Annotated in this window: 11 protein-coding genes; 7 read left to right on the top strand and 4 right to left on the bottom strand. The window is 60.0% G+C overall.

The annotated features are described in order from the left end of the window. Positions 1 to 21 precede the first annotated feature (21 nt). The 3 genes from GGQ68_RS04240 to GGQ68_RS04230 all read left to right on the top strand — a co-directional run bounded on the left by GGQ68_RS04240 (position 22) and on the right by GGQ68_RS04230 (position 3,614). Positions 22 to 831 (top strand): inositol monophosphatase family protein, encoded by an 810-nt coding sequence (locus GGQ68_RS04240; RefSeq protein ID WP_183963250.1) that lies wholly within the window; start codon positions 22 to 24, stop codon positions 829 to 831. A gap of 11 nt (positions 832 to 842) precedes the next feature. After that, positions 843 to 2,174 carry an 8-oxoguanine deaminase gene (locus GGQ68_RS04235; protein WP_183963248.1) on the top strand — a complete coding sequence of 444 codons (1,332 nt, stop codon included), beginning with the start codon at positions 843 to 845 and terminating at the stop codon, positions 2,172 to 2,174. Positions 2,175 to 3,164: 990 nt separating this feature from the next. After that, the gene (locus GGQ68_RS04230; RefSeq protein WP_246429259.1) at positions 3,165 to 3,614 is read left to right on the top strand and encodes a CAP domain-containing protein; all 450 of its coding nucleotides are present in this window, start codon (positions 3,165 to 3,167) and stop codon (positions 3,612 to 3,614) included. A gap of 32 nt (positions 3,615 to 3,646) precedes the next feature. Here GGQ68_RS04230 and guaD read toward each other — a convergent pair whose 3' ends face one another. Continuing rightward, the gene (gene guaD, locus GGQ68_RS04225; protein WP_183963246.1) at positions 3,647 to 4,930 is read right to left on the bottom strand and encodes a guanine deaminase; all 1,284 of its coding nucleotides are present in this window, start codon (positions 4,928 to 4,930) and stop codon (positions 3,647 to 3,649) included. A gap of 112 nt (positions 4,931 to 5,042) precedes the next feature. Here guaD and mgtE point away from each other — a divergent pair, with 112 nt between their 5' ends. Next, the gene (gene mgtE / locus GGQ68_RS04220) at positions 5,043 to 6,434 is read left to right on the top strand and encodes a magnesium transporter (RefSeq protein ID WP_183963244.1); all 1,392 of its coding nucleotides are present in this window, start codon (positions 5,043 to 5,045) and stop codon (positions 6,432 to 6,434) included. Continuing rightward, on the top strand, positions 6,431 to 6,988 hold the full coding sequence (locus GGQ68_RS04215) for a 5-formyltetrahydrofolate cyclo-ligase (protein ID WP_183963242.1): 558 nt from the start codon (positions 6,431 to 6,433) through the stop codon (positions 6,986 to 6,988). The genes mgtE and GGQ68_RS04215 overlap by 4 nt, the downstream gene beginning before the upstream one ends. Before the next feature lie 33 nt (positions 6,989 to 7,021). Here the strand turns inward: GGQ68_RS04215 and purD are convergent, their stop codons facing one another. Continuing rightward, positions 7,022 to 8,284, bottom strand: coding sequence for a phosphoribosylamine--glycine ligase (purD, locus tag GGQ68_RS04210; protein ID WP_183963240.1), 1,263 nt, complete (start codon positions 8,282 to 8,284; stop codon positions 7,022 to 7,024). A 145-nt stretch (positions 8,285 to 8,429) separates the two neighbouring features. Between purD and xseA the strand changes: the two genes are divergently transcribed. Further along, positions 8,430 to 9,956, top strand: coding sequence for an exodeoxyribonuclease VII large subunit (xseA, locus tag GGQ68_RS04205; protein ID WP_183964063.1), 1,527 nt, complete (start codon positions 8,430 to 8,432; stop codon positions 9,954 to 9,956). A 142-nt stretch (positions 9,957 to 10,098) separates the two neighbouring features. Then, on the top strand, positions 10,099 to 10,641 hold the full coding sequence (phaR, locus tag GGQ68_RS04200; RefSeq protein WP_183963238.1) for a polyhydroxyalkanoate synthesis repressor PhaR: 543 nt from the start codon (positions 10,099 to 10,101) through the stop codon (positions 10,639 to 10,641). Positions 10,642 to 10,823: 182 nt separating this feature from the next. Here the strand turns inward: phaR and GGQ68_RS04195 are convergent, their stop codons facing one another. Both GGQ68_RS04195 and GGQ68_RS04190 read right to left on the bottom strand, forming a co-directional pair. Next, positions 10,824 to 12,029 (bottom strand): DegT/DnrJ/EryC1/StrS family aminotransferase, encoded by a 1,206-nt coding sequence (locus GGQ68_RS04195; RefSeq protein WP_246429258.1) that lies wholly within the window; start codon positions 12,027 to 12,029, stop codon positions 10,824 to 10,826. A gap of 118 nt (positions 12,030 to 12,147) precedes the next feature. After that, complete coding sequence (locus GGQ68_RS04190) at positions 12,148 to 13,449, bottom strand: NAD(P)/FAD-dependent oxidoreductase (RefSeq protein WP_183963236.1); 1,302 nt, start codon at positions 13,447 to 13,449, stop codon at positions 12,148 to 12,150. Positions 13,450 to 13,484: the final 35 nt, after the last annotated feature.

Genomic DNA, 13,484 nt, shown 5'->3' with positions numbered 1-13,484 from the left:
GGTCTGGCTAACGCAGAGGTAATGCTGGTGGATATCTCAAAAGAGCTGGCAGAGGAGTTGACCTCCACTGCTGAGGCACTCGCCGATGCAGCGCGAGACGTTATCTTACCATACTTCCGCCAATCCGGCGGGCTTGAGGTGCAAAACAAGCTGAGCACGGGGTTTGATCCTGTCACAGCAGCAGACAAGGCAGCGGAACAGGCCATGCGCGCCGTTCTGGCAACGCGTCGGCCCGACGATGCAATCCTTGGCGAAGAATTCGGACATAAAAGCGGCAGCACGGGGATGACTTGGGTTTTGGACCCGATTGACGGCACCCGCGCGTTTATGTCTGGCACGGCCACGTGGGGCGTGCTGATTGCCGTCTCTGACGAGACCGGGCCGCGCTTTGGCATGATAGACCAACCCTATACGGGAGAGCGGTTCCGCGGCGGTTTGGGCATGGCCAATTGGCAAAGTCCGCGCGGCGGTGGAGCGCTGTGCACGCGGACCACCGGTGCGCTGGGCGATGCGATTTTGTTCACAACCTTTCCCGAAGTAGGCACCCTGGCGGAGCGTGCAGGCTTTGAGGCCGTTCGTGATGAGGTCCAGCTGGTGCGCTATGGCATGGATTGCTACGCTTACGCGCTGTTGGCGATGGGCCAGATCGACCTTGTGATCGAGGCGGGGCTGCAAGCCTATGACATCCAGGGGCCGCTGGCCGTCATCCAAGGGGCAGGGGGCATCGTCACCAACTGGCAGGGCGGACCCGCGCACGACGGTGGAAGGGTCCTCGCAGCGGCCAACCCGAGCATACACGCGCAGGCGCTGGAGATCCTCAAACGCTTCTGAAGGGGCACCATATGACCGATTGGCTGATCCGCAACGCGCAAACGGTACTGACGATGGATGACGCAGGGGCGGAGCTTTCGGGCGTCGATATCCGGGTGTCGGACGGAGTCATTGCAGAAATCGGCACGGGGCTGACCAGCACCGGCGAGGTGATCGATGCTGCGTCCTGTGTTGTCACGCCGGGCTTGGTCAACACCCATCATCACCTGTATCAGACCTTGACGCGCGCCGTACCTGGTGGGCAGGACGCGCTGCTGTTTGGCTGGCTACAGACGCTCTACCCCATTTGGGCGAAGTTCGGCCCCGAGGAGATGTTCACTTCTGCGCAGATTGGCCTGGCGGAGCTGGCGCTGTCTGGCTGCACGCTGACCTCCGACCATCTGTACCTGTACCCCAATGGCGCCCGCCTGGATGATACGATTGCGGCTGCGCGTGAGGTGGGGTTGCGCTTTCATCCCACACGCGGGGCCATGTCCATCGGTGAAAGCGACGGTGGATTGCCTCCTGATGCGCTGGTGGAGCCGGAGAGCGCGATCCTGGAGGACTGCATCCGTGTGATCGATGCGTTTCATGATGCGACAGAGGGAGCGATGGTGCGGGTCGGTGTCGCGCCTTGCTCACCGTTCTCGGTCAGCCGCGATTTGATGCGCGAAGCCGCGCTTCTGGCGCGTGACAAGGGGGTCATGCTGCACACCCATCTGGCGGAAAATGACGAAGACGTCGCCTATAGCGAGGCCCATTTCGGGTGCCGCCCAGGCCAATATGCGGAAGACCTGGGTTGGACTGGAGACGACGTCTGGCATGCGCATTGTGTAAAACTGGACGGAGCAGAAATCGACCTTTTTGCCCGTTCGCGAACCGGGGTGGCGCATTGCCCATGTTCCAACTGTCGGCTGGGGTCTGGCATTGCGCCAGTCCGGGCCATGCGTGATGCGGGCGTGAAGGTCGGGCTTGGCGTGGACGGCTCGGCGTCAAACGACGCGGGCAATCTGATCGGCGAAGCCCGGCAGGCCCTGCTGTTGCAGCGCGTGACGCGGGGGGCCGATGCCATGAGCGCACGAGAGGCGTTGCGGATTGCAACGCGTGGCGGCGCAGAGGTGCTGGGGCGGCAGGACTGCGGTCAAATTGCTGTGGGGAAACGCGCGGATATCGCGATGTGGGATGTTTCGGGGATCGAGAGTGCCGGAAGCTGGGATCCGGCGGCGCTGTTGCTGGCAGGTCCGACGCGGGTGAAGCATCTGCTGGTTGAAGGCCGTCAGATCGTGCGGGATGGGCATGTGGTGACTTTCGACGTATCTAAAGCGATCCGGCGACAAAATAAGTTGGCCGCGCGCTTGGCGTGATCCAGTGGTCTCGAGATTGCATATTTGCAAAGCCAAGGTGAGACCCTGTGTTCAACGCAATACGTTAGACGGGGTTCGAGACGGCAGCTCCGCGCAAAGCCTGCAAGCACGACGACGCAGCCGCTTTCACACAAATCGACGACATCAACTGGCAGAGTGGCCCTGTCGCCCGCACTGCGTCGTTGCGGATTTGACCAAAGCAACGCTTGTCGTAATCATGATGCAAACATGGCCGACGCGACCGCAAAGCCCTCGCGCTTCAGTTGATACCCTGGCGAAGCCTTGGAAGTGTCAGAAGGGCAGGCACGTTGGTTGCGAATTGTGGCCCCACATGATGCCTCTCGCGCAGTGGACGGTTCAATCGGCAGAACCCTGCAGATTGACGCGCGGAGTTGACCAATGCGGGGATCTTTTACGAGTGGGATCATTGCCTTGGCGAGCCGTCGACCTCTGCCTGCGCAGTGCCCAGCCGAACAAGGAGACAGTCTGCGCCAGAGTGTTTGTCCAAGGCCCGCTGCTCAGAGATCCTGCGGGTGTTGATCTGCGCGCGGCATGGTTCAAGACTTCGAGTGGCAGGTCGCGAAGCTTCGGGGCCGGATCGTGGCGCTCAACCCGTACATCGCTATTGGCAGGCGCGTCACAGAGCATTTAAACTCACTCTGTTTGAAGAAAAGGGACGTACGCTTACGCAGCGATCGGTGAAACGATGCCAGCGACCCAAGAAATGGCGGAACTATCAGCGATGGCTTGGGCTTTGTGGCAAAATTAAAATTCTGGCGTGCACGCTTTAAAGAAGCCGCCGGTCAGTTCCGCACGGACGAAGAGGAACAGCGGTTCAATGCGCGGATGAGAGCTATGACAAAGCAGAAGGCATTCGACATTAACCAAGCCGATCACGGATAGATACAATCGCCAGCAGGGCTTGGGTTTGCGACATATATTATCGCCTACGGTATTGTCGCGTCGGGAATATGTTAGGGACATTCGAGAATGAGAAACGGCATTTTTCATCAGATCGCGCCGATTGTGATAGGTATTTCGATGGCTGGCAGTTTGCCGCAGAGCAGTGACGCGCAGCCCGTGCGTCAGATGCTGAATGGGTTTCGGGCAGAGCAGGGCCTTGGGCCCTTGGCGCCCTCCGCGCAACTGGAGGAAGCCGCTAAAGCGCACGCGCTGGATATGGCCCGCCGCGGGTTCTTCGATCATCAAGGCTCCAGCGGCAGCAATGTGCTGCAGCGTGCTCGGGCGGCTGGGTACGCAGCTTGTGCCATTGCCGAGAACATCGCCAAGGGACAGCAGTCAGTGCATGAAGTGCTGGGCGATTGGGTGCAATCGCCGGGGCATCGAAGTAATATTCTGAATCCGGACGTGGTGGATTACGGGCTTGTCCGTGCACCTGGAGATATCTGGGTGTTGGTGCTGGGGAAGGATGGCTGCTGAGCGCTCAGCAGCCTCAGTTTGATCGCCAATTCCTAGAGGGCGGGACTGCCCGCAACCCATGTCTGCACGATGGCGCGGTCGTCGCCCATCATAATGGTCGGAAAGAGCGCCTCCCATATGTCGTCGGCGCGTGTGGCGCGTTGGGCGATGGCTGGGGTGGAGGCCAGGTCGACCGCGATGAAATCCGCCGCGGCGCCGGGCACAAGCCGCCCGATACTGTCGTCTCGCAGTGCAGCGGCGGAGCCTTCTGTGGCGAGCCAAAGCAGTTCTGACGGGTGCAGCGCGCGACCGCGGAGTTGGCCGATCTCGTAGGCCGCTGCCATGCTGCGCAGCATCGAAAAAGAAGAGCCGCCGCCAGTGTCCGTTGCAAGCCCCACCGTATGGCCCGCTTGCGTCAAACCATCCATGTCGAACAATCCGGATCCGATGAAGGTATTCGACGTTGGGCAGTGAATCAGTCCTGCTCCGACCTCTTTGAGGCGGGATCTTTCCCGATCCGTCAGGTGGATGGCGTGCCCGTAAAGGCCATTCCGCCCAAGCAGTCCATGCGCTTCGTAAGTATCCAGATAGTCTCTTGCTTTCGGAAAAAGCGACAGCACCCAGTCGATTTCGTCCACCTGCTCTGACAGATGGGTTTGCATCAGGCAGTCTGGATGTTCCGCCCAAAGTTGACCCAGCGCAGACAGCTGTTCTGGCGTGGAGGTGGGCGAAAAGCGTGGTGTGATGACATAGGAAGCGCGGCCTTTTCTATGCCAACGGTCCAGCAACGCCTTGCTGTCGTCATATGCAGTTTGTGCCATGTCTTTAAGCGCGTCGGGTGCGTTGCGGTCCATGCAGGTTTTCCCTGCAAACACACGCATGTTGCGCTTGGCTGCCGCCTCAAACAACGCATCGACGGATGTCGGGTGAATGGTGCAAAAACTGCAGACCGTCGTGGTGCCATGTGCGAGCAAGATGTCGAGGTAGCGTTCTGCCATCTCCTTGGCGTAGGCCGGGTCTTGGAACCGGATTTCCTCCGGAAAGGTATAGCTGTTGAGCCAATCGATCAGACGTTTGCCCCAACTCGCGATCATACCTGTCTGGGGATAGTGCGCATGTGCGTCGATAAAGCCTGGCAATAGCAAATGGGTGCCGTGATCCTGCACCGCAGCATCAGGATGTTCAGCCCGAAGGGTCTGTGCTTCACCGACCTGTTCGACCATGCCATTATCGACCAATATTGCACCTTCGATGACATGTTTTGCAGCATTTGCGCCCTCGAAAAACGGGTTTGCGTTGAACTGGATCAACTGTCCAAGGTGCAGCGTTGCGGTCATCTGGATCTCCTTTGCGCATAGGGTAATGCTGCGCGCGCAAAAGGACAATCGGGCCTGTTGCTCTGATGGGTGATGACGTAGTGTTCGGACCGATACAGGCGGAGGCACCCAAATGGCAGAGACCAGCGAAGCACCCGAAACGGAAGAGGTGCGTGACGAGGGCTATGATCTGAACCGCAAGGCGGTTGCCCAGATTCTGTATGCCGTCGATACGGAAGACCGGGACCAGCTTGTCGCGCTGATGGAGCCGCTGCACGCGGCAGACATCGCCGACCTTTTGGAACAGGTGAATGCCTTCGACCGGATGCGGCTGATCCGTCTGTACGGTCAGGAATTCGACGGCGACATTCTGTCGGAGCTGGATGAAACACTGCGCGAGGAGGTGATCAGCGCCCTGTCGCCGCAGGTCCTGGCAGAGGCCGTGCGGGAACTGGATTCGGACGACGTGGTCGATCTGATCGAGGATCTCGATGAAACGCAGCAAGGCGCGATCCTTGATGTTCTGACAGAAAGCGGCCGTCTCGCTGTTCAGCAGTCGCTGACCTATCCCGAGTTCTCGGCCGGGCGTTTGATGCAGCGCGAAGTGGTCATGGCGCCGGAACACTGGAGCGTTGGTGAGGCCATCGATTTCATGCGCTCCACGGACTACCTGCCGGAACAATTTTACCACATGGTTCTGGTGGACCCAAAGCTGCGCCCCGTGGGGAATGTGACCCTGGGTCGGATCATGTCGTCGGCGCGGGATGTGACGCTGAAGTCCATCGCCGAAGAGTCGTTTCATGTCATACCGGTGCTGCGCGACGAGGGGGAAGTGGCCTATGCCTTCAACCAATACCACTTGATCTCGGCACCGGTGGTGGATGGCAATGAGCGGCTCGTTGGTGTCATCACGATCGATGACGCCATGACCGTTCTGGATGAAGAAAACGAAGAAGACATCCTGCGGCTTGCCGGTGTGGATGGTGAATCGCGGCTGTCGGACAGGGTGGTCGACACGGTGAAGCGCCGTATCCCGTGGCTTGGGGTGAACCTTGTGACCGCGGTTCTGGCGTCGCTGGTGATTGCGCAGTTCGAAGCAGCCATCACAGAAGTGGTGGCGTTGGCGGTGTTGATGCCTATCGTCGCGTCCATGGGCGGGAACGCAGGGACGCAGTCCCTGACTGTTGCCGTGCGTGCTCTGGCCACAAAAGACCTTACCGGGTCGAACCTTTGGCGGGTTATCAGGCGAGAAGGCGTTGTGGGGCTTATCAATGGCATGGCTTTTGCCGTGGTCATGGGAATCGTTGGCATCATCTGGTTCGGTTCGCCCGCACTCGGTGGCGTCATCGCAACAGCCATGGTGATCAATATGGTCATCGCCGGGTTGGCGGGCATTATGATCCCTGTGGTTTTGGAAAAGGTCGGTGTTGATCCGGCGCTGGCTTCTGGCGCGTTTGTGACGACCGTAACGGATGTGGTTGGCTTCTTCGCCTTTCTTGGCTTGGCGGTGGTGGTGCTGCTATGAGCCTTGATGACCGCAAAGCTGAGGCGCGCAAGGCGGCGTTTGCTGCGCGCAAGGCGGCGTTTGACAGCCGATTGCCTGGCCAGGCCGGCAGATTGAGCGAGATTTTGGCGGGCTATCGGGGCGTGGCCACGGCCGGCTACATGGCGATACGGACGGAGATCGACCCTGTGGCCGCCATGGCCGAGGCGTCGGCATATGGTGTGGTCGGCGTTCCGGTGATCGAGGCAGCAGGTCAGCCGCTGACCTTTGGCGTGTGGGAGCCAAACTGCGAGATGACGGTCGGAGCGTTTGGAGCTCTCATCCCGGCGTCTGGTGAAAGGATGGAGCCTGAAATCCTGATCGTGCCATTGGTGGCGTTTTCCCGGGCTGGTGGGCGGCTGGGCTACGGCGGTGGTTTTTACGACCGCACACTGGAGAAATTGCGGGCCAAGCGCGCGACCATGGCCATCGGATTTGCATTTGCTGCGCAGGAAATGGCTGACCTGCCTTTGGAAGACACGGATCAGCCTCTGGACCTGATCGTCACAGAGGCTGAGGTCATAACGCCCGGCTGAAGCGCCGAACATTACGTGTGCAATGGTATGTGCTCAGAGGGCGCGCCATCCGATATCCCGGCGACAAAAGCCCTGCGGCCACTCCACGGCATCCACCATTGCGTAAGCGCGGTCGCGGGCTTCCTGCAGAGTCGCACCGCGAGCGGTGGCGTTCAGGACCCGCCCACCTGATGCGGTGATCGCGCCATCTTTCTCAGTCGTGCCGGCATGGAACATGACGCTCATGGAATCCTCTGTCAGCTTGTCGAGACCGCTGATCACAGTGCCTTTTTCGTAATCACCGGGGTAGCCTTCGGCGGCCAGCACAACGGTCATCGCGTGATCGTCAGCCCAGTTGACCTGGGCCTCTGACAGGCGCCTCTCGGCACAGGCCTGGATCAGGTCGAGCGCCTGTGCGCCCAGCCGGAGCATCAGCACCTGGCATTCCGGGTCGCCAAAGCGTGCGTTGTATTCCACAAGGCGCGGTTGGCCATTTTCGATCATCAGACCGACATAGAGGACGCCCTGATAGGGTGTGCCGCGTTTGACCATCTCGGCCATGCAGGGCCGCACGATTTCGTCCAACGCTTTTTGCGTCACGGCTTCGTCCATGATCGGTGCGGGAGAATAGGCACCCATGCCGCCCGTGTTCGGACCCGTGTCGCCCTCTCCGACGCGCTTGTGGTCTTGCGCTGTGCCGATGGGGAGGCAGTCGTTGCCGTCCACAAGGACGAAGAAGGACGCCTCTTCGCCGGTCATGAACTCTTCGATCACGACTTCTGCGCCCGCGCCACCGAAGATGCCGCCAAACATGTCGTCCACGGCGTCACAGGCCTTGTCGAGGGTTTCGGCGATAATCACGCCTTTGCCTGCGGCCAGTCCATCTGCCTTGACCACGACCGGGGCAGTTCCTGCGCGAATATGGGCCTTTGCTGCATCGGCGTCGGTGAAATGTCCATAAGCAGCGGTGGGCGCGTCGCAGGCGTCGCAGATTTCCTTGGTAAAGGATTTGGAGGCTTCAAGCTTTGCCGCCTCGGCGGAAGGGCCGAAAACTGAAAGGCCTGCCTCGCGCAAACGGTCTGCAACCCCTGCCGCCAGCGGCGCCTCGGGTCCGATGATAACCAGATCGATGGCGTTCTCTGCGGCGAATTCAGCCACCACGCCGCCGTCATTTATGTCGATTTTTGCACATTCGGCGATACGCGCGATGCCGGCGTTGCCCGGTGCGACAATCAATTTGTCACATTTCGGGTTCTGGAGCGCAGCCCATGCGAGGGCATGTTCGCGGCCACCGCTGCCGAGGATGAGGATGTTCATGGGCGTGCTCCTTGTCTGGCCGGGCGCCTTCCTCGGCCAGCCTCAGATCCCCGAGATATTTCGGGGCCCAAAGAAGCAGGCGGGCGCTTTCGGTTCCTTGAGCCGTGCTTTAAGGTCGGGGCGCGTGAAGGGCAAGGTTTGGCTGATGGACTTGATCGACGACGATGGCGCTGGCGGGGCCGACAACACGCCGGAATTCTCGGTATCGGAACTGTCCGGCGCAGTGAAACGCGCCATCGAGGGCGGCTTTGGCCATGTGCGGGTACGCGGCGAAGTGGGGCGCGTGTCGCGGCCAAGGTCCGGGCACGTCTACATGGATCTCAAGGATGACCGGTCGGTGATTGCCGGTGTCATGTGGAAAGGCGTCGCGGCCAAGTTGGCGACCCAGCCCGAAGAGGGGATGGAGGTCATTGCCACGGGCCGTCTGACCACCTTTCCCGGACAGTCCAAATATCAGATCGTGATCGAGGATATTGCTCCGGCCGGGGCGGGCGCTTTGATGGCGATGCTGGAAAAGCGCAAGGCGCTGTTGGCATCAGAGGGATTGTTTGACCAGTCTCGGAAGCGACCCTTGCCATATTTGCCGGAAATCATCGGCGTTGTGACCTCACCGTCCGGTGCGGTGATCCGGGACATATTGCATCGGTTGCGGGATCGGTTTCCGCGCAAGGTGCTGATCTGGCCCGTGGCCGTGCAAGGTGCAAAATGTGCACCCGAAGTGGTGCGTGCCATCGAGGGCTTCAACGCTATGACGCCCGGCGGACCCTTGCCGCGCCCTGATTTGCTTATCGTGGCGCGGGGCGGTGGATCGGTTGAGGACCTTTGGGGCTTCAACGAAGAAGCGGTGGCGCGGGCAGCGGCGGCCTCGGACATTCCGTTGATTTCAGCCGTCGGCCACGAAACGGATACGACTCTGATCGACTTTGTTTCGGATCGGCGCGCGCCTACGCCCACAGCAGCGGCCGAGCTCGCGGTCCCAGTGCGTATGGAATTGGCGGCGGTGACGCGGGATTTCGGCGCGCGCATGACGCGGGCCATGGGACTGCGGATCGAGCATCGCGGCCAGCGATTGCGTGACCTCGGGCGTGCCTTGCCACGTGCCGAGACGTTGATGGATGGGCCACGTCAACGTCTGGACGTGATGGGCGATCGCCTGCCTTCCGCACTGCGGCGTGGGGTGGATCGACAGCGCCTGCATCTGTCAGAGGTGACAGGCTCGCTGCGTCCGTCGATCCTGCGTCGCGCGTTGGAGGCTGAGCGCCTTCGGCTGGCCGATCGCGCCGGGCGGCTTTCGCTGCGTGGCGTACAGCGCGAGATGTCACAGGGGCGTGAGCGGTTGGATCGCTTGGGCAACAGAATGTCGGAAGTGCAGGGCGCAAGAATTGCTGAAGCGCGCAGCAAAGTTGACGCGCTTGGGCGTCTGAACGAAACGCTGGGCTATCGCGCGACCCTCAAGCGCGGCTACGCGGTGGTGCGGGGCGACGGCGCGTTGGTTACATCTCGGGACGCGGCGCAAACGGCTCAGCGGTTGGAGATCGAGTTTGCTGATGGCGTGCTTTCACTGGATCATACTGGCTCTGCAGCCGGGGAACCGACCCAACAGCCCACTGTGAAGCAGAAGCCGCGCAGCAAGCCCGGGAAGACACCGCCGGAGCAGGGAAGCTTGTTTTAAGGATCGTTAATATCTGGTTAACGAAACCGGGCAAACCAACACAATCCAATGCTTGGCTGCCATGCATCTGCGGGGGCTTTCCTTTTGTGCTGCGCTCGCATAGGCTTTTCTGCATTGCTGCATCTGCCAGGGAGGGGAGCCTGTGGCCGACACGAAAAAACCGTTGCTGATCAAGCGCTACGCCAGTCGTCGCCTGTATAACACCGAGACGTCTGACTACGTCACGCTAGAGGATATCGCGGGGTTCATTCGCGACGACCGCGACGTGCAGATCGTCGACCTCAAGTCCGGGGATGATCTCACCCGACAATACTTGCTGCAGATCGTGGCCGAACATGAAAGCAAGGGCGAATCTGTCCTTCCAATCAGTGTGTTAACGGATCTTGTACGCAGCTACACGACGCAGGCAACATCGACCGTTCCGGCGTTTCTTGCACAGACGTTCGAGTTGTTTCGCGACAGCCAGTCGAAGTGGGTTGAGGGCGTGCAGACAGTAAACCCGTCCATGGCCAAAAGCATCGAAGCCATGCAAGCGCAGCAAGAGGCGTTTCTCAAGGCGATGACCGGCGGTGTGCCGATGGGCGCGTCCGGTCCGGAACCGGAAAAGACCGAGGGCGAAGATCTCAACGATATCAAGAAGCAGCTGGCTGACCTGCAGTCCAAGCTGTCGAAAATGAGCGAGTAAGCCTTCCGGCTGCGATCAATGTTGAAAGGGCGCGCAAAAGCTGCGCCTTTTTTTTCGTTTTACAGATTAGTCTTGGATCTTGTTGATACCATCCGCTGCATGACACAGGCCGCGCGCAAATAGGCACGGGTATGTTCAGGGCAAGGGGCGCGCGGGGTGCCTCTTGCCCTGTTTCACATCAATTAAGTCCCGTAAGCCAATGTCTCGGACATTGTGGTGTCTGCGGCCCGGATGAGAATTTCCGCGACCGCGTCGCAGTCGGCGGGGGTCAGTCGCGCGGGCAGTCGTGTATCACATGCGCACATCAACATGGCGCGTGTTTTCGGAAGGTCTACCTGTTCTGGCAAGAATTGCCAGTTCCAGAAAGCACGCGCATTGTCTGTCGTGAGGCCAAAGACCTGGACCTTGACCCCGGCTTCCGCGGCGACAGCAACAAAGGTACGGACCTGCGCTTCGCTCATTCCATCGAGATTGAACTGCAACGAGTCCGGGGCGCGGTCCTCGGGTGGCAATTTTTCGGGCACAGAGATCCAGGGCGAGGCATTGATCTGCGCTGCCACATGATCATGGTTGCGCCGCCCATCGGTCACACGTCGCGCGATATGGGGTATTTGTGGGCGGATCACTGCGGCGGAGAGGTTCGACATGCGAAGGTTGTATAGCGGCAGCTTGTTTTGCCAACGACCAAACGCCTGCTCCAGTTCGGTGGTGTTTGCCCCGGGACGCAGGTGCTTTTGCCACATATGTTCATAGGCGCCGGACAGAATGACTGCGCGCGCCACGAGGTCCGGGTCATCGGTAATCAGAATGCCGCCTTCGCCCGCGTTGAGCATTTTGTAACTTTGAAAGCTAAAGCAACCGATACGCCCCAAAGTGCCGATTTTTCGGCCATGCCATGTGGTGCCAAGGCTGTGAGCGGCGTCTTCGATCACCGGAATGCCGCGCGCGTCGCAGAGCTCAAGGATCGCGTCCATGTCGGAAGTGTGTCCGCGCATGTGGCTGACTATGACGGCTGACACGGTGTCGAGCTTGGCGGTGAAATCGTCGATCTCGATGCGGTAATTCGGGCCGCATTCGCACAGAACCGGGACCAGATCCGCGTGGATGATGGATGAAGGAACCGCCGCGAACGTGAAACCCGGGATCAACACTCTGGCGTCGCGCGGCAGGTCGAGCGCTTTGAGCGCCAGAAACAATGCGGCCGAGCATGATGACACGGCCAAAGCGTAGCGCACGCCCATCTCCGCCGCGAACTCACGCTCCAGAAGGGTAACAGGGGCGTCTTCCGGAGCTGTGTAACGGAAAAGATCACCGGACTGGAGTAGTCTGTCGATTTCGGCCCGGGCTTCCGCAGGAATTGGCTCGGCGTCATGCATGTTCGGGATCATGGTTTTCAAAATCCTTAAGTTCGGTTTCGAAAAATGTAAAACAATTCGCCGAAAACGCAAAGAGTGAATGCTCCCCGTTCAAATAAACAGCAAATGCGTGTCAGAGCGGAAACAAAAATCAGAGGCCGAGGCGGTCTCGCAATGCAAACCAGCTCATCGCCAGAACCAGAAGCGGGCTACGTAGCGCTGCGCCGCCCGGGAACGTCGGGGTGGGCAGGGCTGCAAAGGCATCGAATCCCGACGATTGGCCCCGCACGGCTTCGGCAAGTAGTTTTCCCGCCTGAACCGCATTGCCAACGCCATGCCCGGAATAACCCGAGGCGGAGAGAATGTTCGGTGCGAGGCGTGCCAGATGCGGCAAACGCTTCAGCGTGATGGAGAGGGTTCCGCCCCATGCGAAGGGCAGGGCGGCCTCCGCCAGATGTGGAAAGATGCGCGAAAGCGGTTTGCGTACTGTCGCTCGGATGTCCTTGGGAAAGCGATACCCGTAGGACTCGCCGCCGCCGAACAACAGCCGCTTGTCTTCGGACAGGCGGAAGTAATTCACCACAAATAAATCATCTGCCACGGCCACATCCTGTGCCAAGACCTGATCGGCAGCCTCTCCCAATGGTTCTGTCGCGACGATGAAGTTGTTGATTGGCATGACCTTTGAGGCAACGTGCTTTTCCAGACCTCCGAGATAGCCACCGGTTGCCAAAACAAGGTGATCCGCCTGCACATGACCCGTATCCGTATATACGGTTACGGTATTTCCCTCCGCGATATGCGTCACGACGCTATCTTCAAAAAGCCTTGCGCCCGCGCTATCTGCGGCGCGCGCCAAGCCCTGTGCAAGCTTCAGGGGCTGCAGGTGCGACGCGCCCATATCCAGAATGCCGCCACGATAGGCAGGCGATGGGCAGACTGCGTGAAAATCCTTTTCCGGCAAAGCAGTGATGCCGTAATCGTAAGTACGGCCCATGTGGTCTGCAAAGCCGCGCATCCAATCGTAAGATGACTTGGAGGTGGCCGCCCAAGCCACACCAGGTTTCATCGCGCAGTCGATCCGATGCTTTGCGACCAAATCACGGACAAGCGCTTTGGCGTCTTCTCCCAAGTCCCACATGTGTCGGGCTGCTTCTGGCCCGACCATCTTTTCCAACGTCAGTTGGTCTTGCCGCTGACCGGACCCAAGCTGCCCGCCATTGCGTCCAGATGCGCCAAACCCCACGCGATGCGCTTCGAGGAGCACCACATCCAGTCCTGCCTCGGCCATATGCAGCGCTGCAGACAGGCCAGTGTAACCGCCGCCCACGATGCAGACATCCGCCCTGACGCTCCCTTCGAGTTTTGGAAACGGTGAGAGGCGACCCGCCGTCGCGGCGTACCAGCTGTCTGGATACTGTCCACGTCGATCATTGGAAAACAGCAGGTTCATAGCGGCCTCTTCGGTCAAAGGTATCCCAGGTTATC

Origin of the sequence: Sagittula marina, assembly GCF_014196795.1 — a bacterium.
Taxonomy (GTDB): domain Bacteria; phylum Pseudomonadota; class Alphaproteobacteria; order Rhodobacterales; family Rhodobacteraceae; genus Sagittula; species Sagittula marina.
Note: the sequence above shows the minus strand (reverse complement) of the source record. Positions and strands in the feature narration are given on the sequence as shown.

Bases quoted from the DNA above. Each gene is read 5' to 3' on its own strand.
- xseA (WP_183964063.1), top strand. From the start codon at position 8,430: ATGGACTTGATCGACGACGATGGCGCTGGCGGGGCCGACAACACGCCG.
- GGQ68_RS04190 (WP_183963236.1), bottom strand. From the start codon at position 13,449: ATGAACCTGCTGTTTTCCAATGATCGACGTGGACAGTATCCAGACAGC.
- guaD (WP_183963246.1), bottom strand. From the start codon at position 4,930: ATGACCGCAACGCTGCACCTTGGACAGTTGATCCAGTTCAACGCAAAC.
- mgtE (WP_183963244.1), top strand. From the start codon at position 5,043: ATGGCAGAGACCAGCGAAGCACCCGAAACGGAAGAGGTGCGTGACGAG.
- GGQ68_RS04195 (WP_246429258.1), bottom strand. From the start codon at position 12,029: ATGATCCCGAACATGCATGACGCCGAGCCAATTCCTGCGGAAGCCCGG.
- GGQ68_RS04215 (WP_183963242.1), top strand. From the start codon at position 6,431: ATGAGCCTTGATGACCGCAAAGCTGAGGCGCGCAAGGCGGCGTTTGCT.
- GGQ68_RS04230 (WP_246429259.1), top strand. From the start codon at position 3,165: ATGAGAAACGGCATTTTTCATCAGATCGCGCCGATTGTGATAGGTATT.
- purD (WP_183963240.1), bottom strand. From the start codon at position 8,284: ATGAACATCCTCATCCTCGGCAGCGGTGGCCGCGAACATGCCCTCGCA.
- GGQ68_RS04235 (WP_183963248.1), top strand. From the start codon at position 843: ATGACCGATTGGCTGATCCGCAACGCGCAAACGGTACTGACGATGGAT.
- GGQ68_RS04240 (WP_183963250.1), top strand. From the start codon at position 22: ATGCTGGTGGATATCTCAAAAGAGCTGGCAGAGGAGTTGACCTCCACT.